Source organism: Synechocystis sp. PCC 6714 (assembly GCF_000478825.2).
Classification (GTDB): Bacteria; Cyanobacteriota; Cyanobacteriia; order Cyanobacteriales; family Microcystaceae; genus Synechocystis.
Window position 1 is genome coordinate 3015945 of record NZ_CP007542.1, and the last position, 24741, is coordinate 3040685.

Here is a 24741-nt window from a genome sequence, read left to right on the forward strand (position 1 = left end):
TAAAAACTCCCCCATTTCCCCCACAGATCTAGGCTTTCCGAGAATAATACTCAATTACAAGCAATTCATTGATCTGCAACGCTACCCACTCACGGTCAATAACACTGTTGACCTTGCCAGTGAAAGTATTTTTATCGAACTCCAAATGGGAAGGCACATTGGCCAAACCCGGAAATTCCATATTGGTTTCCACTAATTTACGGGAACGATCCCGGTCCCGCACACTGACAACATCCCCTGGACGACACTGGTAGCTAGGAATATCCACTACTTGACCGTTAACGGTAATGTGGCCGTGGCAGACTAACTGCCGGGCCCCCGGAATGGTGCCAGCCATGCCCAAACGGAACACGGTGTTGTCCAAGCGCATTTCCAGCAGTTCCAACAGAGCTTGTCCGGTGGAACCCGTAGCCCGACGGGCTTTTTTCACATAACGGACCAATTGCTTTTCCGTAATGCCGTAGTTCAAGCGGAGTTTCTGTTTTTCTTCTAGCCGAATGGCATACTCAGAACGTTTGCGACGGGCTTGGCCATGTTGGCCGGGGGGGTAGGCACGGCGAGGGGATTTGCGGCTTAAACCGGGTAACTCCCCAAGGCGGCGGACGATCCGCAGACGAGGTCCTCTATAACGAGACATCTTAGTTGGTCATCTCCTAATTAATAATTCCCAAACGTCCCATTATAGGTGGGAAACGTCCGTTGCCGCTACCGGCCAAAATGATCTTTTCCCTACTCCATGGGTTTTACCACTCACCAAAAGTTTTAGACATCCCCCAAATAAGCTTCTAAAACCCTAGGATCGGACTGGATTTGCTCAGGACTGCCGTCAGCTAAGTTTCTTCCTTCCGCCAATACCCAAACGTGGTGACAGAGGGTCATAATCACATCCATGTTGTGTTCAATGACCAGAAAAGTGATGCCCTGGCGGTTCCAGTTGACAATATGTTCACAAATTTGCCCAATTAGAGTGGGGTTAACCCCAGCGGCCGGTTCATCCAGCAGAATTAGTTTCGGATTGCTCATCAAGGCCCGGGCCATTTCTAGCAATTTCCGTTGCCCCCCCGATAACGCTCCGGCATAATCGTGGACTTTGGCTCCTAGACCGACTGATTCCAACATGGCCATGGCTTTTTCCCGGTTGGCCCTTTCTTCCCTTTGTACCCTGGGAAAATTGATTAGTCGGGGCAGAAACTTTTCCCCTATTTGATGCTGATCCGCCAGCAACATATTTTCCAACACCGTTAAGCGGGAAAGCACTTTGGCCACCTGAAAAGTCCGCACGCAACCCCGCAAAGCAATTTGGTGGGGAGGTAAATGGCTAACCGGATCACCGTCAAATAGCACTTCCCCTTGATCCGGGCGGATAAAGTTGGAGAGCAAGTTAAATAGGGTGGTTTTTCCAGCACCGTTGGGGCCGATTAAACCCGTGATGCTACCTTCTTTGACCACAATATCGGCATGGTCCACCGCCCGCAGACCACCAAATTTTTTACATAGCCCCTGGGCTAGAAGAAGAGAACTTTCTGGGCTACCGAGATTTTCTGCGGGGGTGATGCGATCACTCATGGAAAATTTGTCAATTGCGACTTAATTACCGAAAAAACGGACTAGAACCCCTGGGCTTACCCGTGGGGAGATAAGTTGGCAATGTAGAGTACTTATGTTTTTAAAACTCTACTGGGGCGCCTTACCCATGGTTTCTAGCCAGCGATAGTTAGAGGCGATCGCCGCTTTGAAGGTGGGATAGACTTTGTACTCCACATCAAATTCCTGGCAGACATCTTTAATTATATTCTCCAGTTGGGGGTAATGGATATGGCAAATATTGGGGAAAAGATGATGGGTAACTTGATGATTCAATCCGCCACAAAACCAGTTCCAAAAAGGATTAGTAGTAGCAAAGTTAGCGGTGGTACGAATCTGGCAAATAGCCCACTCATCGTCAATGGCACCGGATTCCGTATCGGGGGTTAAAAATTCAGTGGACTCTAACACATGGGCCAGCATGAAGATGGTGCAGACCACAATGCCATAGGTCATATAGGTGACGGAAGCGCCAATTAACACTTCTGGAACAGAAAATCCAAGGGCTAGGGGTAAGCCGAAAACGTAGCCCAGCCAGAGTATTTTAATGGTCAACAAACTGACTAATTCCAGGGGCTGAAAGGAAGGAATTTTATGCTCGTGATACTTACCATTATTCAGTACCAAATAAACATCATAAAGAAACCAATAAAAGGGAATAAAAAGGTACAATCCCCAAATGTAAAGCTGTTGGAACTGGTAAACACCAAAATGTTCCTGTTCTGGGCTCATTCGCACTACCCCATCTCCATGGATTTCCACATCATGGCCAAGGATATTAGTGTAGGTGTGATGTAGATAGTTATGGCGATAGCGCCAGAGAAAACTGGATAGCCCCACAAAATCGTAGGTCATGCCCAGGGCCCGGTTGATATGGGGATTGGAGGAATAGGCATTGTGGTTGGCATCGTGGCCGACGTTGAAGGAAAACGCCGCCAGGGCTACGGCTAAAACCATACAACCCACTAGACGCAGGGGAAAAATAACTGGGGCGAAAAGCACAAAGGCCCAAGCGGAAAACAACCAGAGCACGATGATTAAGGTTTTCAGATACATGGAGGGATTATCCCTTTGGGACAGGCCCTGCTCGGTGAAATAGGCATCTACCCGCTGGTTTAGTACCCGACGAAAACCCCGCTTCTGGGTAAATTTAATTCTTTCCGCTGTTAGCATTTATTGATTTTAAAGTAGGTAAAAAACTTTCATATTATACCTCCATTAACCATAAAAAAATGTGGTGCTTCGCAGATATAAAAGTTTACAACGCCAGAGGCCTAGACCGATCGCCAGGGGAAATCAGCCCAAATTGTCGCTCTATCCTAGTAAAAGCAAAAGTTTTTGGTTTCGATTAATGGGTTTCTATAAGTTATAGAGAAGGACTATTTATAAACTTATTCTGTCTAATTTCTTTTTACTTTTCTGAGTTATTGTTGACGGCAATGGATCACTGAGAAAAATCCCCCCCATATCTTAAACCAAAAAAGAATCCAGGGGATCGGCCGTGGTCTGGGGCGATCGCCAAAGTTGCTCCAGGGCAGTGGCGGGCATGGTCAGATATAACACATCGCCGGAGGTGAGGACGGTGCTCAACAGTTCCCAACTATGGATGGTTTTACCACTCCGTTCCAAATACAACGGCACAAAATCTCCCTTCTGGGCCGCAATTTTCACCAACTGGTCTGCAAAGGGGTGGTTCGGAGTAATTAACGTTGCCAAGGCTACCCAGAGCAAGTCATCGGTCATGCCGTTGCCCAAAATTTTGCCCCCCAGGGCCGCCGCCGCAAAGGAATAGGTGGCCAATTCCGCCGGACACAGCACCGTTTCAAACTCAAATACTTCCTGTAATGAGAGGCTAAACTGGGCATCCTGACAGCGCAATACCACCGGCAAACTAGGGGCGATCGCCTTGGCGGTTAGGCCAATTTCTAAATTAACGGTGTCGTCACTGGTGGCCACCACAATAGCTTCAGCTCGGTTGATATTGGCACAGGCTAAACTCCTTTCTAACCGGGCATCTTCCACCAGCACAGGAACGCCTAGGGAACGGGCGGTGTGTAAAAAGCGATTATCCGCATCCTTTTCAATCACGACAATTTCGTGGCCTTGGTGAATTAATTGCCCAATGACGGCCATGCTCACTCCCCCTAGACCACAGATAATAATGTGATGGCGATCGGGCAACTTTGCTGCATCCAAAAACTGGCTAAAGCGACTGCCAAGGATGAAATCATTCAGCAGAGCGTAGCAAATACCAATCACCCCCGCCCCGGCAATCATCATCACCGCTGTAAATACTTTGATAATGTCCGGGGATTTCTCCGCCACTTCCTCTTTGCCGCCGGCCCCGGTAATCATGCCCACGGAAAAATACAACGCATCCACGGGCGCAATATGTTGATCGATGGAAACGTAGGTGAACGTGGCCAGAAAAATCATCAACAGCAAAAACAACACCACCCAGATTACCTGTTGGACGTAGCGTTGATATTCCCGCAGATTGGTGATTAGTTTGGAAATTTTTCGCCAGGGCGATCGCCGTTTGGTTTTGGTTTGGGGTTTTTGCCCCACAATCAAATGATCCCCAGCTTGTAACGTTAACCCATCCACCACTGCGCCCACTAAATCCGTTTCACTGTGGGCGGGAAGATAGTGAATTAGCATCCGGCTGGGATCGTCCCATAAATCCGCCAGGGGCAAATTAAACCAGGGATGATCTTGGTCGATGACAATTTCCTGGATCGGCCAGGTTTGATCAAACAAACGCAACTGCCCGATCGCCTGATTACCCAGGGCGGCAAAGGAAAAAATCGGGGCTGCCAGGGCCGAAACACTTAAACTGACGTGGTCTGGCAAGGTGGTGTCTAAACGTTTGCCCAGGGCATGGTTAAACAAACGATTAACAATGCGAATCCGGGGATTGAGAATGCGGGCTTGGGTCAGAATGGCTAAATTGAGGGCATCGTCACTGGTGGCCAACACCAAAGTTTGGGCCGTTTGCACTGCGGCTCTGGTCAAAGTAGCAGTGGATCTTAATTCCCCCACCACAATACTGCTGGGATCTTCCCCTAATATGGGCCGGTCGGAAACACCAATTACTTCCGCCCCCTGTTGCTTGAGCAAGCTAAAAATGCGGTAACCAGTTTGCCCCAACCCACAAACGATGATGTGCGGTTTCATAACATCCAAAAAAATGGGAACCTGAGCAAAAAAAATCACCAACGGGGAGCTTTTTCCATGGGAGTCGTGGCATTAAGCAAACCCATCCCATTACCCCCGTTAATGCGGCCATTTCATTGTCTTCATTTTCCCCAGACAGCGCCAGTAAAACTGTCACCGTTCAATCATTTTGACCAACCTGGCGATCGCCATAGCTCCAGCACCGTACTTAAACTGATCTGTCAACCATTGCGGCCAACGTTTAAAATGGAAGCATTGTTCTAGCCCGTCATTGTAATTACCAAAGGAGGGAAAATGTTACAACTACTTATCGTCTGGATTGTCACCTCAGTCAGCCTGCTGATTATTGCCCAACTACCCACGGGGGTAGAAATTTCCAGCTTTAAAAAAGCCCTCATTTCCGCAGTCGTTATTGGTTTGCTCAACGCTCTAGTACGTCCAGTACTGACATTCTTCACTTTTCCCCTAATTTTCCTCACCTTTGGTCTGTTCTACACCGTAGTCAACGCCATTATTTTTGCCCTAGCCGCTGCCTTTGTAGATGGTTTTAGCCTCCGTTGGGGTTTCTGGAGTGCCCTCATTGGAGCCATTCTGTTAGGATTTATCAACTCTCTCCTCTTTCAACTATTACCCATCAGCAGCTAAATCAAGTTTGCATTTAGTCACTTTGATTAGCCTATAAATTACAGAACTTAGGCGGTGGGGTTGCTTTAACTTCATCGCCCACGCCTGTTTGATTAAAGCATAAGGAAAAACCATAGATGTTCTTCTAGTGGTAAATTTTGGCATAATACAATGAAGAATTAAAGTAAGAACATAAAAATTGGAGAATAACACAAAGCGTTGTAAGATCCACCTTGGAAGAGATTGAGTTTCTTCCCAAAAATTTCCATCAAGAGGTGAAATAATGAGTTTTGAGGAAAAAATTGCCGCTTTGATTCAGCGTTTGCCTAAGCTGCGCGATCATATTGAGACGGAAGAGGCAACAAAAAATGCTCTAGTTATGCCCTTTATTTCAGCACTTGGTTATGATGTTTTTGATCCCCTAGAAGTGATTCCCGAGTTTACTGCTGATGTAGGTATAAAAAAGGGAGAAAAAGTCGATTATGCTATTTTAAATAAAGGAGAGGTAACGTTACTATTTGAGTGTAAAAAAGCTGGTTGTGATTTGAAAGAACAGGAGATGTCACAGCTTTTTCGTTATTTTTCAGTTACAAAAGCAAGAATTGCAATTCTAACAAATGGAATTAATTACAGATTCTATTCTGATTTAGAAGAATCAAATAAAATGGATGGTCGTCCATTTTTAGAGCTAGACTTAGAAGATCCTCGGACAAATATACTCCAAGAAGTTAAACGTCTTGCAAAAGACGATTTTGACTTAGATAAGATCTTAAGCACTGCAAGTGAACTTAAATATACATCTGCGATTAAAAAAATTTTTGGGGAATTGTATGATTCGCCTGATGAAGAGTTTGTAAAGTTTTTCTTTGCTAGAGTTAATCCTGGTGCTAGGTTTGTTGGAACAGCTAAAGAAACTTTCGAGCCGCTGGTCAAAAAAGCACTAAGTCAATTTATGAGTGAGCGAATCAGTGACCGTTTAAGAACAGCGTTGGCAACGGAGGGCGATCAAACTCCTGTAAACCAGGAAAGTGAAAATGAAGAAACTGATCAATTACAAGTGGAAACAGACATTGTAACAACAGAAGAAGAATTGGAAGCCTTCAGAATTGTGAGGGCAATTTGCGCCAAAGTTGTTGACCCAGAACGGGTATTTTATCGGGATAAAAAGAACTGGATGAGTGTTTTTCTCGATGACAATAACCGTAAGCCAATATGCAAATTTTATTTCAATACCAAGCAAAAATATCTTGGCACTTTTGCCGATAGCAAAAATGAAACTAAAAATCCCATTGAAAAAGTTTCAGATATTTATTCATTTGCAGAACAAATAACGGAAGCAGTCTACATTTATCAGTAGGCAAGATTTAATCTTGTGAAATAATATCTTCTTCATCTGAAATAGAATCTTCCGGCAATTGGCTAACCAATACTTTATCAATGCGGATGCCGTCCATATCCACCACCTCCACCCGGAGGGCATCGGAAACAAAATACTCGCCTGATTGGGGAATTTTACCCAGACTTTCAATCACAAAGCCCCCCAGGGTATGGTAGTTACCTTCCTCTTCATTGGAGAGGATTTCGATATCAAAAATTTCCTTAAATTCATCGATGGAGATTAGTCCATCTAGTAAATATGAGCCATCTTCCCGCTGGATAATTTGTGGTTCTTGGATTTCATCGTCATTGGGGATGCTGCCCACGATCGCCTCAATGAGGTCGTTGAGGGTGACTAGGCCTTCAATGCCACCATACTCATCGGTAATGAGAGCTAAATGGGTGCCGGAAGCTCGGAACATTTCCAACACATGGAGGGAGCGAGTATTTTCCGCCACAAATAGGGGCGGTTGGACAATTTCCTCCAGGTTAATTTTTTCCCCCGACCATTGACTATTCAGGATGTCCTTGACCCGCACAAATCCTAAACACTCATCCAGGCTGTCTCTGCCGACGGGGAAACGAGAATAGGGGGTATCGAGGATTTCCTGTTGATTTTCCTCCCAGTCCGACTCCACATCCAACCAGGCGATCGCCGTGCGGGGAGTCATCAAAGTTTTAACGGGCCTATCCCCCAGACGAAAAACCCGTTCCACCATTTCCTGTTCCGCTTCATCGATCATGCCAGCCTGGGCCCCCTGCTCAATCATGACCCGGATTTCCTCTTCTGTGATGGGGCTAGCCTCCTTACTGGTGATGCCAAACAGCCGCAACACCCCATCGGTGGAGATGCCCAAAAGATAGACTAGAGGTGCGGTCAGCTTGGCCACTAAATTCATGGCCGGGGCCACCCCACAGGCAATGTGTTCCGGATGGCTGAGGGCAATGCGTTTAGGGACCAATTCCCCCACTACTAAGGATAAATAGGTGATAAAACCCACCAAAATCACAATGCTGAGGGGACTAGCGTAGGGCGCTAATAGGGGAATATCATCCAAAAATTCCGCTAGACGCTGGGCCACCGTTGCCCCCCCCACTGCACCGCTCAAAATACCAATCAAGGTAATACCAATCTGTACCGCCGACAGAAAATTATTGGGGGCTGTGGCTAGCTTTAGGGCCAGCTTTGCTTTGCGATTACCCCGCTTTGCCAACTGTTCCAAACGAACCTTACGAGCTGAGACAATGGCAATTTCCGAGCCGGAAAAAACTCCATTTAACACCACCAAAACGAAGATGAAAAAAAGTTCCAGCTCAACAGAAGAGGAAAACATTCAATTTTTAGGGATATAGACCGGTGGGCCGGGGATAAAGTCAGTGGAGGATGGCTAATGATAACCATCCATGATAGGAGAAAACATCCCGACTGTCTGTGGTCGGTTTACCGCCAGGGAAAAGCCCACTATCCCCCTTGACCTTGGGGACCAAGGCTGGTTCCTTACCTAATCGCTGACTGTATCTACTAAGTCGCCCTGGGGCGATTTGCGATGCTAAAAATGCTGGCCCCAAAAAATAGGTTAGAATGGTAAACGCGAAATTTTTCCTAGCTTATTTTTAATTAGTATGATTAAACTCCGTCTGAAACGCTTCGGCAAAAAACGTGAAGTTAGCTACCGTATCGTTGCCATGCACAGCACCACCCGTCGGGATGGCCGTCCCCTTGAAGAATTGGGTTTTTACAATCCCCGCACCGATGAAACCCGTCTTGATGTGCCGGCGATCGTCAAAAGACTGAAAGAAGGGGCTCAACCCACCGATACAGTCCGCTCCATCCTCACCAAAGCTCAGATTTTTGAACAACTCAAAGCCTAAATTTTGGTTTTTTCCGTGGTGTTTACCAACGTCTAGCCTCTGTGACTACCCTAAACTACGTTGAATTGGTCAAGTTTCTTGTCCATCCCTTTCTGGAAAAGCCTGATGCGCTGAAAGTGGACTGTGAGGTGTTTCGACAAAATAGCCGGGTTTGGATCCGTTTGGCCCTAGGGGACGAGGACCGGGAACGACTCACTAGTCGGGGGGGACGGAGTTTGCAAACCATTCGTAATTTGCTCACCATCGCCGCTGATCAAGTCCAACAGTCAGCTTTTTTGGAGGTTTACGTTACCGAGTCTGCTCTAGGAAAATCTACTCCCCTGCGCCGTCGTCGTTCATCCGCTGGGCCGCCCCCTGTGCGTCGTTCCCGCAGTCGGGGAGAATCGGTAAATCGTTATTAACCCCTATGGTGGATTAGTTTTTCTTTATTTGTAATATTGCTCCGTAACTTTGTTTTGTTACCCCGGCCCCGGCTTATTTCCTGATATGGAAGCTAAGAAGGGGTCGTTGTTTTTGTATCTATATTGTCTATTTAAAAAAATCACCTTGCGTATGATTAGAGGAGCTGTAAATTCTGCAATAGAGATTTAGTCCATGACTGGAAACGCCGCCCGTACCCAATCGGTTCACCAAATTATCAACCGACCTCTAGCGTCTGGTAAAAAGCTATCTCGCCTGGAGGATATGTGGGCTGAGAATGTTTTTAATTTGAGCAAAATGCAGGCCAGTCTCCCCAAAAGTGTTTTCAAATCGGTTAAAAATACCATCACCACCGGGGAAAAATTAGACCCCTCCGTTGCGGATGCGGTGGCCACTGCCATGCGGGATTGGGCCATGGGTAAAGGGGCGATGTACTATGCCCACGTCTTCTACCCCATGACGAACCTTTCCGCGGAAAAGCACGACGGCTTCATTTCCGTCCAGGGCGATGGCAATGTTATTTCTGAATTTTCAGGCAAGGTATTGGTACAAGGGGAACCCGATGGCTCTTCCTTTCCCAATGGTGGTATTCGGGATACTTTCGAAGCCCGGGGTTACACAGGATGGGATGTGACCAGCCCGGCCTACATTATGGAAACCGATAATGGCTCCACCCTCTGCATTCCCACGGTGTTTGTGTCCTGGACCGGGGAAGCATTGGATAAAAAAGTTCCCCTGTTGCGCTCGATCGCCGCTATGGATAAGGCGGCCCGCAAAGTGCTAACACTATTGGGTAATGAAAATATCGCCCACGTTAATTCCAGTTGTGGGGCGGAGCAGGAATATTTTCTCGTAGATGCCAATTTTGCGAGCCAACGCCCAGATTTACTCCTCGCGGGTCGGACTTTATTTGGCAAAGCCCCCGCTAAAGGTCAAGAATTTGATGACCATTACTTTGGGGCCATTCCCGAACGGGTGCAGGTATTTATGCAAGATGTGGAGGAAACCCTCTATAAATTGGGCATTCCCGCTAAAACCCGCCATAACGAAGTGGCCCCCGGTCAGTTTGAAATTGCGCCCTTTTTTGAAGCGGCCAACGTGGCCAGTGACCACCAACAATTACTGATGACGGTGTTGAAAAATACGGCCAAAAAGCATGGCTTTATTTGCCTACTCCACGAAAAACCCTTTGCGGGCATTAATGGTTCTGGCAAACACGTCAACTGGTCGGTGGGCAACTCTACCCAAGGGAATTTACTCGATCCCGGGGACTCTCCCCATGACAATGCCCAATTTCTGGTTTTCTGCGGCGCAGTAATCCGGGGTGTCCATAAATACGGCCCCCTGATGCGGGCGGCGATCGCCACGGCTAGTAATGACCACCGTTTAGGGGCCAACGAAGCACCCCCGGCCATTATGTCTGTGTACCTTGGTTCCCAATTAGAAGAAGTATTTGATCAAATCAAAACCGGCAGTGTTAAGGAATCCAAGAAAAAAGGCGTAATGGACCTTGGAGTTGCCGTACTTCCTGACCTAACCAAAGACGCTGGCGATCGGAACCGCACTTCCCCCTTTGCTTTCACCGGCAACCGTTTTGAGTTCCGGGCGGTGGGTTCCAGTCAATCCGTGTCCGGGCCGTTGATTGTCCTCAATACCATGTTGGCCGATTCCCTGGCCTGGATTGGCGATCGCCTGGAGGCGGAATTGGGCAATGGATTGGACTTGGACACCGCCATTTTGACTGTGCTCAAGGAAATCATGGAGAACCATGGCCAGGTAATTTTTGGTGGCAATGGTTACTCTGAGGAATGGCACAAGATGGCTGTGGAAGAACGGGGCCTGGCTAACCTCCGCACCACCGCCGATGCTCTACCCGTGCTGAAGGAAAAATATATCGAGGAATTATTTGAAAAAACCGGTGTATTGACCCCTGTGGAATTGGAAAGCCGCTTTGAGGTTTACGCAGAGCAGTACATTCTCTCCATTGAAGTGGAAGCCAAACTGGTGATTAGTATGGCCAAAACTGTTATTTACCCAGCGGCGGTGGAATACTTGTCCAAGCTTTCCTCCACCATTGCTAGTCTGAGCGGTTTGGGCATTGACTTTGAAAAGGAAAGTGCCAAAAAGATCGCAGATTTGACCAATCAAATGGTGGCTGCGGTGGCCAAATTGAGTGAAGCCATGGCTAAACACGACTTCGCCGACACGGAAGCTAAGTTACAATACTGTGCCCAAACCATCCGGCCATTGATGGACGAAGTGCGGACTTTTGCCGATGCCCTGGAAGGGGAAATTGCCGATAGTTTCTGGCCACTGCCCACCTACCAGGAGATGTTGTTTATCAAGTAATTCCAATTAGAGAGTTTTTAAAGCCTTGCCCCCAATATTGGGGAATGAATAAACTCAAAGTCCCCTCAAGCTCTTGGAAGTTTGGGGGGAATAATTTATAGCACCAACGGGGAAAGAATTGCTATCACCGATGATGGTTACAGTAACGTTTTCGGTCAATCCGGCTAGGCTATGGGCGATTGCCGCTCATTACCTTCGTTGACGTATTACGCAAAACGGAATACGATTCAATCTTTCCGATGTAAGCATACGCAATCACTTTTTGAAGGAGGCGATCCATCCCGTTTTCGTGCTTTCAAAGATACTGCGATTCGGAAGTTGACTCAATTGGAGGCAGCCCAAACCTTAGAATTCTTACGTTCTCCACCAGGCAATCAACTTGAAGCGTTAAAAGGTAATAGAAAAGGACAATACAGTATTCGGATTAGTTCCCAATTTCGATTGTGTTTTATCTGGACAAATAATGGTCCTACTGATGTTGAAATTGTTGATTATTACCCGTAAATGACCATATGACCATATGACCATGATAAACCGCCCAATTAATCGAATGCGCCCCGTTCATCCCGGCGAGATTTTGCGGGAAGATTTTCTTGAGCCTCTGGATATGAGCATCAATGCTTTAGCTTTAGCCTTAAATGTTCCTCCCTCTCGTATTCACGAAATTATTAAAGAACGCCGTGCTATTACGGCTGATACTGCAGAAAGATTAGCGCGCTATTTTGGCGGCGATGGTGCTTCTTGGCTAAACTTACAAGCAATTTATGATTTAAAAACTTTACCTAATCGTGATGAAATCATGCAACGAATTCAGCCCCGCATCTCAGAACACATTGCATAACTTTTAATGAGCTTGGAAGACGATTATCCTTACCATTTATTGCAATCGGGAAGCCACAGGCATGGAGCAGTTATCTAATTGATTCTAAGACCCATTGTTGACTTTGACTATGACCTCGGTGTTTATTGGTTAAAATGACTGGTTCCTTGTTATTGTTTGAAAATGAAAATAGCTCCTAACAGGGCAAAACTAGAGAGCATTGAGTAGAGATCGATATTAATCAAAAAGATCTCCTAACTCAAAACTGAGGGGAGATCTTTCTAGCTTTTATGAAGTTTTACCACTCACTTCCAAGAGGTTTAGAAGTAGATGGTACCACCCCACCGTTCATCTAATTTAGGAGCAATGAGAGTGTAACCAGCCACGTCAAAAATGTCATCTTCAGTGTAGTTTCTCATTTCCGGGTAGATATCAGGACGGGAAATGTTGGGGTGCAATTCGGAGTAGTCGTCCTCGCCGTCATAGCTCTTGGGATTCTTGAGGTATTCCACCAGGGCCAGGAGGTTGTCCCGACGGGGTTCAGCACCGGCTAAATCCGCCAACCCCAAACTGACGTTATTGTTAGTTTTGGTTTTGCCCTGGAGGTGACATTGGGTACAGGTATCGACAAAAATCTTTTGGCCGTTGGTGAACTGGCGGGCCGTTAAAGTTGTGGTGCCACCGGCCTCGTCAAGGGCAACGGTGCGGGTGCTTTCGGTCAATTCCACCGCATTGGCACTGCCGGCCATGGTGTTAAACAGAAATAAGACAGAGGCGATCGCCACCAGAAAAAAACGTTTCACAAAGGTTCTCCTCAAACTGTTGGTATAAGGGGTGAGAAAGGTAATCGGTCAATTCTCAATCTTTTTAAAAATAGGGTTTTATCAAGTATGCCAAGAAAATCGAGGGTTTTTGCTCGGTCAGTATGGTGACAGAGGCCATAGCAACCAGCTTACGGTGTCAGGAAACTTCCCCCAACTCAGAAGAAGATTGTTGACGGTGTAAAATTTGCATAATTACCGCCTTGGCATCTTCTAAGGCAAGGTTAGTGTCCTGGTTCTTGTAGGCTATGCCGAGTTGGTCGCACAGGTCGTACACTGACTGCACAGTCAGGTCGTACTCTGTGGCAATGGACTGAATCGACAGATCCGCAAACCCCATAAAATTTAATTGCTATGGTTTACCGAAAGATTGAGTGGTATAACTATCATGCCATTCCCGGTTCCCTTTGCCACAGCCCATCTCCGGCCATCTAGTAGAGATCCGCTGGGGGGTTTGCCATGGGCGGGACAGAGCGGACAAGATTTTGCGGTTTTTGACCGATGATAAAGCTAAATTTGGTTAAAATAGCCACCCCAGGGTAGAGAAATGTTAATTAAGATATATTAAGCCTAGCCTTCTTTACCCCCCAATAAGCTTTGTCCACCGCCTATCTGTTGGTTGCCCACGGTAGCCGTGATCCCCGTTCCCAGATCGCCCTCGATCGCCTGACTTACCTAGTGGGCCAATGTTTACCCCGACCCTACCCCCTGGAAAGTAAGAAAGGGCTAGCTAAAAGTAATGGGGCGGACACTTGGCGGCCTTATTATCCCGGAGGATTATTAACGGAGGTGAATCAGGGGAATCAACTAGAACCGCCGGTGTTTAGTGCCAGCTTAGAAGCCCAGGCGTTACCTCTCCATCAACAGTTGGTAAACTTAGCTGAAAACCTGATTCCCCAGGGGGTAAAACAGATTGTCATTCTGCCCTTGTTTCTGCTCATGGGGGTCCACACCTGCGAAGACTTGCCCCAGGCCATTGGACAGGCCAAAACAGAGTTGGGGAATAGTATTTCTATTCACTGTTTGCCCATTTTGGGGGTTTATCCCTGGCTACCAACTTTACTAGAAAAGTCTTTCCTTCAGTACCAAAACCAACCCCAGACTGAAAGAATTCTCTTGGCCCACGGCAGCAAAAGGGCTGGAGGTAATCTGGCGATCGCCGCAGTGGCGGAAAAAATCGGGGCCAGGGCCGCCTACTGGAAAGGAGGCATTAGTTTGGACACTACCCTTGGAGAAATCAAAGAGGCGGGGGAAGTAGTTATTCTGCCCTATTTCTTATTCGCTGGGGGATTGACGGATTTAATCAGACAAGAACACAAACAACTCCAATTGCTTCACCGCCATCTCCGCCTTAAATTGGGGGAGCCCCTTGGACCTCAGCCGGCATTGGCCCAGCTAATTGCCACGGAATTGCAACGCTTCAGCTAGCCGGAAGCAAAGTTTTCAAATCCATCTCCCAGCCCTCGGTTGTGATCCTGACAGCCCGTCCCTCCCTCTGGAGGCTTAGTTCAATTTGCAAATATTGACTCGGCAACTCAGGCAACCTTTCTGGCCATTCCACCGCTGCAATGCCCAAGGGAAAATCTTCCCCCTGCCAGTATTGTTCTGGGTATAAATATTCTACTTCTAGGGGGTTAAGGCGATACAAATCCAGGTGATAAAGGGGAATTTTCCCTTCCCGGTACTCGTTAACAATGGTAAAGGTGGGACTGACAATTTCCCCTTGAATACCCAATCCTCTGCCAATGCCTTGCACCAAACTGGTTTTACCCGCTCCCAAATTCCCCTTCAATAGAACGATAGTGCCAACAGGTAACCTCTGGGCCAATTGTTGTCCCCATTGGTGGGTGCGGCTTAGGTCAGGAAGAAAAAATTCTGTCAAAGTTTTATCCATGCTTTATCCATAAGCAAATAAGGAAATCTTGACCAACTTTCGCTATTTTTGATTCGAGAGGGGGTCAAACTGCTGTTTCTAAAAATTGACCGAGGTGACGGAATTTGTCATACCGTAGTTGTTTTCGTTCCTGGGCAGTCAACTGAGCCAAAGTGTTGAGGTGGAACAGCAAAGCTTCCTTCAATTTAGCAGCGGCTCCCAGAGGATCGGCGTGGGCGGCTCCCTTCGGTTCAGGGATAATGCCGTCAATAATTTGTAGCTTAGCCAAATCCTCAGCGGTAATTTTCAGGGCGATCGCCGCTTTGTCAGACTTTTTCGCATCTTTCCAGAGAATAGCGGCACAGGCTTCCGGGGTGGCCACCGTGTACACTGCATTTTCCAGCATTAGTATCCGATCGCCAACACCAATGCCCAAGGCACCACCGGAACCCCCTTCCCCAATCACTGTGCAGAGAATGGGTACATCCAACCGGAACATTTCCCGCAAATTAACGGCGATCGCCTCCCCTTGACCCAATTTTTCAGCATCAATGCCGGCCCAAGCCCCAGGGGTATCAATGAAAGTAACAATGGGCATACCAAAGCGGTCAGCATGCTCCATCAACCGCAGAGCCTTGCGGTAACCATTGGGGGCGGCCATGCCAAAATTACGGGCCACATTATCTTTAGTATCTCTCCCCTTTTGATGGCCCATAATCACCACCGGTCGAGTACCTAACCGAGCCACTCCCCCCACCAAAGCTGGATCATCATAACCCCCTCGATCGCCATGCATTTCAAACCAATCATCGGCAATGGCTTGGATATAGTCCAACGTACTAGGGCGACGGGGATGGCGGGCCAACTGCAACCGTTGGGAAGGATTGAGATTACTAAAAATTTCTTGGCGTAACTGTTCCGCCCGACTTTCTAGTTGGTTGAGCTGCTCAGACACGTCCACATTTTTTTCCTGGGCCAGTTCCCGGATCTGACTAATTTTTTCCTCTAGCTCATAGAGGGGCTTTTCAAAGTCCAGCAGAAAAACACGACGCTCACTTTTACTCATAATTAGCAATGGGTTAGCTGGGCTAAGGAGGATAGATTTTTCCAGCGTATCAAAAAGCTGTGACTTTAATGCCACCGTTGGACCAATGAAGGGAAGCTGAATAGAGGAGTCAGCCGAATTGGCTTTGGCGGAAAAATGTCCACAGGGCAGACCTTTGGCGGCCATTCCTTCCGCTGTAAAGGGACTAGTAACAGGGCAGAAAAGCAAAGCTGGAGACAGTCAAAAGATTAAGGAAAAAGCGTGACATTGCCCGGTCGCCATCCGTAAAATAGGGAAGATTGTATTTTTTGTTACGGTTATACGGTTTTTGCGCCTTCCCTTTACGAAATTTTGCTCCTAGATTATTAAAGGATTTTGCTCCAGTTGTAAAAATTACTACCATTTCAACTTTGGTCTAGCCCCGAGCCATTCTCCTCGCTCCCTTCCATCCCATAGATACTGGCTTTTTATACACTGTCACTTCTGGTTGACCCACCATGGTTATCTCCTCGCCCCTGCACCAAGAAACAGTCTTTTCCCTCGAAGTCATCCGCTCCACCGCTACTGAATTAGTGCGCCAAAACCGTATCGATCGCCAGCAACCCATCTACACCCTTTGCCAATTCATCCCAGCCCGGCAATGGCTCGCGGTGGAAAGAGAACTGGAAATGCACGATTATCTTTTACGGGACCATATCATTGACCTGATGAGTTGTGAAGCGTGGGACTTCCAGGATTCAGACGGCTGTGTCTAGGGGCAAATTGCCATCTTCCGAATCAATCTTTCTCCCCAGACCATCCCCGGTGTTAGATTTCCAAACCCCAACGGCCATAGCCCGCCCTATGGCGATCGTGTCTTTATAGCTAAAATCAGCGAATTTGTCCGTTTTCTCGCCGAATCAGAGATTCTAGCGGCGAATTTCCGGCGCCCCCAACTCCCCAGCGGTTAACAATTGCGCTAAACTAACCTCAGTTATTATTTTTATTTCTAACCTCTATTCTATTTCCTAGCATTACTGCTAATTATTGTTATTTTTACGATCTAACTTTATATGACAATTCATAGTGGTATTCCTTTCCGCAGGGATCGTTTGTCTATCTTTGTGGATGGGAATAATATGTTCTATGCACAGCAAAAAAATGGCTGGTTTTTTGATCCCAGAAGAGTATTATCTTTTTTCACTGAAGATCCATCCGTAAAACTTGTCAACGCCTTTTGGTACACGGGATTGAAAGATACCCAAGACCAAAGAGGGTTTCGGGATGCCTTAATTAGTTTGGGGTACACTGTCAGGACAAAAATCCTTAAGGAGTATTACGATGATATTTCTGGTAAATATTCCCAAAAAGCTAACCTAGATATTGAAATTGTGGTGGATATGTTTAACACCGTTGATCAATATGACCGGGTGGTTTTATTTAGTGGAGATGGAGATTTTGAGCGGGCCATTGAATTACTCAGATCCAAAAGTACCCACATTACAGTAGTGTCGACAGAAGGAATGATTGCCAGGGAATTACGAAATGCCACCGACCGTTATATTGATCTCAATGACATCAGGCCGGCCATTGAAAAACAAGATTTTTACAGCACTGAACAAACCGCTTAGTAGAATACACAAGGAAAAAATGAACAAGCAAGAATTTTATGTTCTTATTGAAAGGGATGAGGATGGTATTTACATAGGTGGAGTTCCAGAACTTAAGGCTTGCTAAGGTCAAGGGGAGACCATTGATGGGTTGATGCAAAATATTCGTGAGGTTATCAAATTATAGTCATTTCAAATAATTTCGAGACTGCTTAAGTCTTTACTGACAAGCTTTTCGGTAAATTTGACTGCCTCAGTCTTACTATAAACGACTATAAATCCAGAAAATATAGCAAAAAGTGAGATAGTTACAACGGCTCTCTAAACGCTATATTACTTATGATTGATAGGGCAGGTAAGGCGTTGATAGGGATATCCAAAAATATTTTTTATCGGACTTTGATCTATTTGACAATTGGGAAAATCTAGGGGAGCAAAGTAGTTGACCAGCCATAAATCCACCGGCTCTTCCACCTGTTCTAACAAGTTCTGTAACTGTTCTGTGGCAGCGGGGTCTTGTAATTTTTCCTGGGGTAAAAAAACAAATCTTAATTGGGGTGCTAACTCAGGAAAATGGCGTTGAGCTTCCCAAGCAATGCCCAATAATTCCCCCACTTGCACTAAACTTTTGTGGGTGGTGACAATCCAACGGGTTTCGCTGACAGGGTTTTCTGCCAATAGGATTAAAAATTTGTCGGGCCGGTAATATTTTTGATAAGCTAAATTATGGGTAACTGTAATGGCACTAAAAATACCAATTACCAAAATAATAGCTGGTAAATATAACCCCTGACGACTTTTCTGCCACCAATTTAAACTATTTTTTCTCAACGGCGAGTTCCCTTGAAGACTGGTGTTTGCATATAATTTGTAGTCATAATTTTCTGCTATGCCCAACCCAGCAATTAACATCAACAAAAACCAAAAATTGAAACTATACCTTGCTCCCCTGGTGATGTCTAAACCGGCTCCGTAACTGATGGCCAAATAGATAATCACTAAAAATATAAAGGTAGTGATTAAAACAATTGCCCTTTGATCTTTTCGTATTTTGATGCTGTGACCCAAGCCCCGCCACACCACTGGAGTTAACCAGATAAAATAGGCAAGCATCGCTAATCCGGACAACAGCACAATCCAGAGATGTTCCGATTCCACGGGCAGCAGGCAAAACATAGTTATGCCAGCGGCGGCCAATTGGGCCGGGGGGCCAATCAGGATATCCACCCAGGACATATCGGTAAACTGAATCCATTCGGTCATGCCATGGCCAAATTCCCGTTGACTCACAATGGCAATCCAGCTTAGCCCAACGGCGGCGGTACCCAGTATGACAGAGGAAACAGATTTGATAGCGGATAAAAAGTTAAGCTTTCTCTGTCGGCTCCAAATCCCCAGCCAAAATGTTAGGGCTAAACCTTGGGCTAGGATGGGTAAAACAGCAAAAAAATGGACTGAAATACCTAGGGTATTAGCTAATATCCAAACAATAACTAACCCAAAAGGTAAAGGTTTATTTTTTAATAAAAAAGTTAAACTTTTCAAGCAACAGGCAAGGGAAATTAGTCCCCAAATAATAGCAAAAGTGTAGTGTCTTGCCTCCTGACTAATGAAAATTCCGTAGGGGGAAATGGCCATCATCAAGGCGGTAAATTGAGCTAACTTTTCCTGGTCTTTGCCCCAAATCCACTTAGCACAGCCATAGCCTAAAGGTACAGCTAAAGTACCAAAAATAACGGGCAAAGATCGCCCGATCGCCAGGGATAAATAATTACCATCGGGGGGAAATAAACGATACCAAAGATGGGCTAGGACAAAATAAAAGGGGGGATGGTTATCTCCGTTTAATAAACCATTAATGACGGTATTTGGTTCTGCTTGGGGTAGGGGTTGCAGAATGGTTAGGAGGTCGGCAACGGTTAACACTTTGCCCAAAGGTATGCTCCCAAAGGAGTTGCCTAGACTAAAGACCAAGGTGGCAAACTCATCCGTCCAGGGCGGCTTACTGGCCAAATTCCAACTGCGGAATAAAGCGGCGATCGCCGTCCAGAGCAGAAGTAACCAAAAAGAACGGGGCATAGTCAAAACAGTGCAAAGAACAGGGAGTTTTCTCCTAACAGACGGACAATCCCCCCAGCGGTGCAGGTGCTAGGAGGATCGACATTGTTTCAGTGACAATCGGTCAACAACAATTAACCTAGGGCTGAGGTGACAATGGCTTCCGCTTCGGTGAAAATTTTCTGCAAATGGGCTTCATCTTTGAAACTTTCGGCATAGATTTTGTAAACATTTTCCGTGCCGGAGGGCCGGGCCGCAAACCAACCTTCCGCTGTGGTCACCTTCAACCCACCGATCGCCGCTTGGTTGCCGGGAGCTTTAGTTAACTTGGCTGTGATAGCATCCCCGGCCAATGTGGTAGCGGTAACGTCATCGGGGGAAAGTTTTTTCAAGCGATCCTTTTGGGCTGGAGTAGCCGGAGCATCGATGCGCTGGTAAATGGGGTTGCCCAGCCTAGCCGTTAAATCCTGGTAATGCAGACCGGGATCTTTGCCGGTTTTAGCGGTAATTTCCGCTGCCAATAAATCCATAATAGTGCCGTCTTTGTCGGTGGTCCAAACGGTGCCATTTTTCTTCAGGAAGGAGGCCCCCGCACTTTCTTCGCCCCCAAAGCCAAAGGAGCCGTCCAGCAAACCGTTGACAAACCATTTAAAGCCCACGGGCACTTCGTAAACTTGGCGATTAATCATGGCCCCCACCCGGTCAATCATGCTACTGCTGACCAAAGTTTTGCCAATGGCACTCAGCCCTGACCACTGTTGTCGCTGACTAAATAGATACCAGATAGCCACGGAGAGGAAATGATTGGGGTTCATCAAACCAACGCTGGGGGTGACAATGCCATGACGATCGCCGTCGGTGTCGTTGCCAAAAGCAATGTCGTAATGGTCTTTGATTTTCACCAAACTGGCCATGGCATAGGGGGAAGAACAATCCATACGGATTTTGCCGTCCCAATCGAGGGTCATAAATTTAAAGGTGGGATCTACCCCAGGATTAACTAAGCTGATGTTCAAATTGTATTTGGCGGCAATGGGTTCCCAATAGCCCACATTGGCTCCCCCCAGGGGATCTACCCCCAAACGCAAACCGGCTGAACGAATCACATCTAGATCAATAATTTCCGCTAAACCTTCCACATAGGGAGTGACAAAATCATGGCTGTGGGTGGTGGCAGCTTTTAATGCCTGTTCGTAATCAATGCGTTTAACAACTTTATTGCCGGATTTCAACAGCTCATTAGCCCGGTTTTGAATCCATTGGGTTGCCTCCGGTTCCGCTGGGCCACCGGAAGGAGGATTATATTTAAAACCACCATCAGTGGGGGGATTATGGGAAGGAGTAATAATAATGCCATCTGCTAAAGCTTCTTTGCGCCCTTGGTTGTAGCTCAAAATGGCGTAGGATACCGCTGGAGTGGGAGTGAACCTAGTTAAATCCGTGGCGGTAGTTAAAAACGTTTTCACCTGGTTAGCGGCCAACACTTCCAGCGCAGTTTTTTGGGCCGGTTCCGACAGAGCATGGCTATCCATCCCCATATAAAGAGGCCCCGTAATGCCCTGGGCTTGACGATAATCCACCACTGCCTGGGTTACCGCTAGGATATGGGCTTCATTGAAAGTGCCGTTGAGAGCAGAACCCCGATGGCCCGAAGTACCAAAGCTCACCAACTGGGCTGGATTTTCCGGGTCTGGTTGCTGACGGTAATAGTCGTCTAAAAGTTTGGCCACATCTAAAAGGCTGTCGGCGGGGGGATGCTGTCCGGCGAGGGGATGAATTCTGCTTGCCATATGTAGAAGAGATTGTAAAAGAATTGAAGGCGGCGATCGGGGGTTTGGACACCCAAATCCTAGCCAAAAAGGGTTAACTAGCCAAGGGCTGACCCGCCCTCTTTAATGGGCACCGGTAAACCTCAGATTGTGTTAACGTTCAGGGTGTAGTTGCTTAACACAATTTTCCAATTAATAGTATTAATATTTTCTTAATGTGCACCAGCAATGGTTGCAAAATTAGCCCAATGCCTTGCTGATTAACCTTCGACCGATCATTGATCTCCTGTGCAGTCCCCCCTTTCCCTCTGTCTTTTTGCCCCCGAACATGTTGCCCATAGACTTGGGTCTATTTTCCAGGGCGATCGCCATCAGTTGTCCAGTTTTCAAACGCTGGATGAATTTTGTGCCTTTCTAGAAGATAAACCCGAACGAATTGACTGTCTGTTGGTCTACTACGAAGCTAGCTCCTTACCAGTGCTCAACCGCCTTTATGAACAGGGACGTTTATTGCCAATTATTTTGCTCGAACCTAGCCCCTCCGCCCTTGCTAAAAGTGCCAATGATTGCCCCACCATTGTCTATCACAATGCCGAGATTCACTTAACCGAATCCCAATGGTCAGAGCTACCCACCGTAGTAGACCGGGCGATCGCCCATTATTTGCACTTGGGTCCCCTCTGTACCCTGCCTAATCAAACGGAAACTATTGCCGCTCCCATTGTCGATGAATCATCCCAAAGCTTTTTGCTGTTACAACAAAGAAGGCTGGCCGATAAACTCAAAGAAAGACTCGGTTACCTAGGAGTGTACTATAAACGTAAGCCCAGTCACTTTTATCGTAACTTTTCCCCCCAAGAAAAACTGGAATATCTAGAGGACTTGAGCACCCAATACCGGGAAATTGTTCTTGGCTATTTCAGTGACGAGGGAGCAGTAAATGACCTATTAGATCAATTTGTCAATCAGGCTTTCTTTGCTGACCTAGCCATCTCCCAAATCCTTGAAATTCACATGGAGTTAATGGACGAATTTTCCCAGCACTTAAAACTAGAAGGGAGAAGTGAAGAAGTTCTGCTCGACTACCGTTTAGTTCTCATTGACATCCTCGCCCACCTCGGGGAAATGTACCGTCGTTCCATACCACGGGAAGACATTCCCTTTGATGTATATTATCAAACGGATTAATAGCCAACTTTCCGGTTCAATCAATGGCTAAACTTTTGCCGTTGAATGTTGCCCCCATTCCCTGGTTGTTTATTTTCTTAGTTGGTTTCTCTTCTCGTTCCAGTAGATCCATAAAATGAGCCCCTTTAAAAAAACTTACGTTCTCAAACTCTACGTAGCTGGCAACACTCCTAATTCAGTGCGGGCCCTAAAGATGCTGAAAAACATCCTAGAGCAAGAATTTCAGGGAGTTTATGCCCTCAAAGTAATTGATGTGTTAAAAAATCCCCAATTGGCCGAAGAAGATAAAATTCTTGCTACCCCGACCTTAGCTAAAATACTGCCTCCCCCCGTCAGAAAAATTATCGGTGACCTTTCCGACCGGGAAAAAGTATTAATTGGTCTAGATTTACTCTACGACGAAATTCGAGAGCGGGAAGCGGAAGACCACTAAAAATTTTAACCAGTGGACAAGCTGTTCTCAATAATAACAAAAGTTATAAAAACTCTGAAAAATTTTCCTCAGTCCATGGGTTAAAAGAAATTAAATTAGTTTTTCCCAGTGGTAAAAATTGCCCTTTAGTTTTAATTTTATCAACTCCTTTAAAGCTTTAAATTCTTCTAATGAACTCACCCATCGTTAACGAACGCAACCGCCCCGACGTACCCAGAAAGGGAGTGCAAAAAATTCGCACTGTTATCGAGGGATTCGACGAAATTACCCACGGAGGTTTACCTATTGGCCGCACTACCCTCGTCAGTGGTACTTCCGGCACTGGCAAAACCCTCTTGGCGGTACAATTTCTTTACCAAGGAATCCAACACTTCGATTATCCGGGGCTATTTATTACCTTTGAAGAATCCCCCAGGGACATTATTGAAAATGCCTATAGTTTTGGTTGGGATTTACAACAATTAATTGACGATGGCAAATTATTTATCCTCGACGCCTCCCCAGATCCCGAAGGGCAGGAAGTGGTAGGTACATTCGATTTATCTGCCCTGATTGAAAGAATTCAGTACGCAGTGCGGAAATATAAAGCAAAATTAGTTTCCATCGATTCTGTTACAGCGGTATTTCAACAATATGATGCGGCGTCAGTGGTGCGGCGGGAAATTTTTCGTTTAGTAGCGCGGCTCAAACAACTGCAGGTCACTTCAATTATGACCACGGAAAGGGTGGAAGAATATGGCCCCATTGCCCGTTTTGGTGTAGAAGAATTCGTTTCCGATAACGTGGTAGTTCTGCGGAACGTATTGGAGGGAGAACGGCGACGACGCACGGTGGAAATCCTCAAACTGCGGGGTACCACCCACATGAAGGGGGAATATCCCTTCACCATTACCCATGATGGCATTAACATTTTTCCCCTGGGGGCCATGCGCCTCACCCAAAGGTCTTCCAATGCTCGCATTTCTTCAGGGGTAAAAACCTTGGACGAAATGTGCGGCGGTGGTTTTTTCAAGGATTCGATTATTTTAGCTACGGGGGCCACGGGCACAGGCAAAACTCTGTTGGTAAGCAAATTTTTACAGGAAGGTTGTCGCCAGGGGGAACGGGCTATTTTGTTTGCCTACGAGGAATCCAGAGCTCAGCTTTCCCGCAACGCCTCTTCCTGGGGCATTGATTTTGAAGAAATGGAACATAAGGGTTTATTAAAACTCCTTTGTACCTATCCAGAATCGGCCGGGTTAGAGGATCATTTACAAATGATCAAATCGGAAATATCGGAATTTAAACCTTCCCGCATTGCCATCGATTCCCTTTCTGCCCTGGCCCGGGGGGTGACCAATAATGCTTTCCGTCAATTTGTCATTGGGGTAACAGGCTACGCTAAACAAGAGGAAATCACTGGCTTTTTTACCAATACCACGGACCAGTTTATGGGGGCCCATTCCATTACCGAATCCCATATTTCCACCATCACAGATACGATTTTAATGTTGCAGTATGTGGAAATTCGCGGGGAAATGTCCCGGGCATTGAATGTGTTTAAAATGAGAGGCTCCTGGCACGATAAGGGCATTCGAGAATATAGCATTAGCCATGACGGCCCAGATATTCGCGATTCCTTCCGAAATTATGAGCGGATTATTAGTGGTTCCCCCACTCGCATTAGTGTGGATGAAAAGTCCGAGCTTTCTCGCATTGTCCGGGGGGTTAAAGATAAAACCGTCGAGTAGGTCATACCCTTA

24 protein-coding genes and 1 pseudogene are annotated in these 24741 nt (G+C 46.5%); 14 read left to right on the forward strand and 11 right to left on the reverse strand.

Annotation, left to right across the window (positions count from 1 at the left end; all coding sequences use genetic code 11):
- Positions 1-28 precede the first annotated feature (28 nt).
- From rpsD to D082_RS13745, 4 genes are all read right to left on the reverse strand, one after another.
- Complete coding sequence (rpsD, locus tag D082_RS13730; protein WP_028947099.1) at positions 29-637, reverse strand: 30S ribosomal protein S4; 609 nt, start codon at positions 635-637, stop codon at positions 29-31.
- A gap of 125 nt (positions 638-762) precedes the next feature.
- Positions 763-1566, reverse strand: coding sequence for an ABC transporter ATP-binding protein (locus tag D082_RS13735; RefSeq protein WP_028947098.1), 804 nt, complete (start codon positions 1564-1566; stop codon positions 763-765).
- Positions 1567-1674: 108 nt separating this feature from the next.
- Entirely contained in the window at positions 1675-2757 is a 1083-nt protein-coding gene (locus D082_RS13740; protein ID WP_028947097.1) for a fatty acid desaturase, read from the reverse strand.
- A gap of 297 nt (positions 2758-3054) precedes the next feature.
- Positions 3055-4776, reverse strand: coding sequence for an NAD-binding protein (locus tag D082_RS13745; protein ID WP_311134292.1), 1722 nt, complete (start codon positions 4774-4776; stop codon positions 3055-3057).
- Between the two features lie 279 nt (positions 4777-5055).
- Here D082_RS13745 and D082_RS13750 point away from each other — a divergent pair, with 279 nt between their 5' ends.
- Both D082_RS13750 and D082_RS13755 read left to right on the forward strand, forming a co-directional pair.
- The gene (locus tag D082_RS13750; RefSeq protein ID WP_010873127.1) at positions 5056-5406 is read left to right on the forward strand and encodes a phage holin family protein; all 351 of its coding nucleotides are present in this window, start codon (positions 5056-5058) and stop codon (positions 5404-5406) included.
- A gap of 262 nt (positions 5407-5668) precedes the next feature.
- Positions 5669-6742, forward strand: a complete 1074-nt coding sequence (locus D082_RS13755; protein ID WP_028947095.1) for a type I restriction endonuclease — start codon at positions 5669-5671, stop codon at positions 6740-6742.
- Positions 6743-6749: 7 nt separating this feature from the next.
- Here D082_RS13755 and D082_RS13760 read toward each other — a convergent pair whose 3' ends face one another.
- A complete protein-coding gene (locus D082_RS13760) occupies positions 6750-8096 on the reverse strand; it encodes a hemolysin family protein (RefSeq protein WP_028947094.1) in 1347 nt (448 codons plus the stop codon).
- A 289-nt stretch (positions 8097-8385) separates the two neighbouring features.
- Between D082_RS13760 and rpsP the strand changes: the two genes are divergently transcribed.
- From rpsP to D082_RS13780, 5 genes are all read left to right on the forward strand, one after another.
- A complete protein-coding gene (rpsP, locus tag D082_RS13765) occupies positions 8386-8634 on the forward strand; it encodes a 30S ribosomal protein S16 (RefSeq protein WP_028947093.1) in 249 nt (82 codons plus the stop codon).
- A 41-nt stretch (positions 8635-8675) separates the two neighbouring features.
- On the forward strand, positions 8676-9035 hold the full coding sequence (locus D082_RS13770) for a KH domain-containing protein (RefSeq protein ID WP_028947092.1): 360 nt from the start codon (positions 8676-8678) through the stop codon (positions 9033-9035).
- A gap of 193 nt (positions 9036-9228) precedes the next feature.
- Positions 9229-11403 (forward strand): glutamine synthetase III, encoded by a 2175-nt coding sequence (locus D082_RS13775; protein ID WP_028947091.1) that lies wholly within the window; start codon positions 9229-9231, stop codon positions 11401-11403.
- A gap of 171 nt (positions 11404-11574) precedes the next feature.
- Positions 11575-11907, forward strand: a complete 333-nt coding sequence (locus tag D082_RS17825; RefSeq protein ID WP_071880822.1) for a type II toxin-antitoxin system RelE/ParE family toxin — start codon at positions 11575-11577, stop codon at positions 11905-11907.
- A 46-nt stretch (positions 11908-11953) separates the two neighbouring features.
- The gene (locus D082_RS13780; protein WP_238546735.1) at positions 11954-12244 is read left to right on the forward strand and encodes a HigA family addiction module antitoxin; all 291 of its coding nucleotides are present in this window, start codon (positions 11954-11956) and stop codon (positions 12242-12244) included.
- Between the two features lie 299 nt (positions 12245-12543).
- Here the strand turns inward: D082_RS13780 and psbV are convergent, their stop codons facing one another.
- Both psbV and D082_RS13790 read right to left on the reverse strand, forming a co-directional pair.
- Positions 12544-13026 carry a photosystem II cytochrome c-550 gene (gene psbV / locus D082_RS13785; RefSeq protein ID WP_028947088.1) on the reverse strand — a complete coding sequence of 161 codons (483 nt, stop codon included), beginning with the start codon at positions 13024-13026 and terminating at the stop codon, positions 12544-12546.
- A 157-nt stretch (positions 13027-13183) separates the two neighbouring features.
- Positions 13184-13384, reverse strand: coding sequence for a hypothetical protein (locus D082_RS13790; RefSeq protein ID WP_028947087.1), 201 nt, complete (start codon positions 13382-13384; stop codon positions 13184-13186).
- A gap of 257 nt (positions 13385-13641) precedes the next feature.
- Here D082_RS13790 and D082_RS13795 point away from each other — a divergent pair, with 257 nt between their 5' ends.
- A complete protein-coding gene (locus tag D082_RS13795; protein WP_238546736.1) occupies positions 13642-14472 on the forward strand; it encodes a sirohydrochlorin chelatase in 831 nt (276 codons plus the stop codon).
- On the opposite strand, the gene tsaE is transcribed toward D082_RS13795, so the two are convergent.
- Together tsaE and accA are read right to left on the reverse strand one after the other, a co-directional pair.
- The gene (gene tsaE / locus D082_RS13800; RefSeq protein ID WP_028947085.1) at positions 14465-14938 is read right to left on the reverse strand and encodes a tRNA (adenosine(37)-N6)-threonylcarbamoyltransferase complex ATPase subunit type 1 TsaE; all 474 of its coding nucleotides are present in this window, start codon (positions 14936-14938) and stop codon (positions 14465-14467) included. The two genes, D082_RS13795 and tsaE, sit on opposite strands and share 8 nt — an antisense overlap.
- 64 nt (positions 14939-15002) lie before the next feature.
- Positions 15003-15983 carry an acetyl-CoA carboxylase carboxyl transferase subunit alpha gene (gene accA / locus D082_RS13805; RefSeq protein ID WP_028947084.1) on the reverse strand — a complete coding sequence of 327 codons (981 nt, stop codon included), beginning with the start codon at positions 15981-15983 and terminating at the stop codon, positions 15003-15005.
- A gap of 476 nt (positions 15984-16459) precedes the next feature.
- Here accA and D082_RS13810 point away from each other — a divergent pair, with 476 nt between their 5' ends.
- The 3 genes and pseudogenes from D082_RS13810 to D082_RS18370 all read left to right on the forward strand — a co-directional run.
- The gene (locus D082_RS13810) at positions 16460-16717 is read left to right on the forward strand and encodes a DUF4327 family protein (protein ID WP_028947083.1); all 258 of its coding nucleotides are present in this window, start codon (positions 16460-16462) and stop codon (positions 16715-16717) included.
- A 297-nt stretch (positions 16718-17014) separates the two neighbouring features.
- Positions 17015-17572: an NYN domain-containing protein gene (locus tag D082_RS13815; protein WP_028947082.1), complete on the forward strand. Its 558-nt coding sequence runs from the start codon at positions 17015-17017 to the stop codon at positions 17570-17572.
- A gap of 19 nt (positions 17573-17591) precedes the next feature.
- A pseudogene (locus tag D082_RS18370) lies at positions 17592-17675 on the forward strand (type II toxin-antitoxin system HicB family antitoxin); the annotation flags it as partial.
- Between the two features lie 209 nt (positions 17676-17884).
- Here the strand turns inward: D082_RS18370 and D082_RS13820 are convergent.
- On the reverse strand, positions 17885-19630 hold the full coding sequence (locus D082_RS13820) for a hypothetical protein (RefSeq protein WP_028947081.1): 1746 nt from the start codon (positions 19628-19630) through the stop codon (positions 17885-17887).
- A gap of 113 nt (positions 19631-19743) precedes the next feature.
- Positions 19744-21399: a phosphoglucomutase (alpha-D-glucose-1,6-bisphosphate-dependent) gene (gene pgm / locus D082_RS13825; protein WP_038531003.1), complete on the reverse strand. Its 1656-nt coding sequence runs from the start codon at positions 21397-21399 to the stop codon at positions 19744-19746.
- 267 nt (positions 21400-21666) lie between these two features.
- On the opposite strand from pgm, the gene D082_RS13830 reads away from it, so the two are divergent.
- The 3 genes from D082_RS13830 to kaiC all read left to right on the forward strand — a co-directional run bounded on the left by D082_RS13830 (position 21667) and on the right by kaiC (position 24729).
- The gene (locus D082_RS13830; RefSeq protein ID WP_028947079.1) at positions 21667-22566 is read left to right on the forward strand and encodes a circadian clock protein KaiA; all 900 of its coding nucleotides are present in this window, start codon (positions 21667-21669) and stop codon (positions 22564-22566) included.
- A 115-nt stretch (positions 22567-22681) separates the two neighbouring features.
- Complete coding sequence (kaiB, locus tag D082_RS13835) at positions 22682-22999, forward strand: circadian clock protein KaiB (RefSeq protein WP_028947078.1); 318 nt, start codon at positions 22682-22684, stop codon at positions 22997-22999.
- A 170-nt stretch (positions 23000-23169) separates the two neighbouring features.
- Positions 23170-24729 carry a circadian clock protein KaiC gene (gene kaiC / locus D082_RS13840; protein WP_028947077.1) on the forward strand — a complete coding sequence of 520 codons (1560 nt, stop codon included), beginning with the start codon at positions 23170-23172 and terminating at the stop codon, positions 24727-24729.
- The last annotated feature ends 12 nt before the right edge of the window (positions 24730-24741 follow it).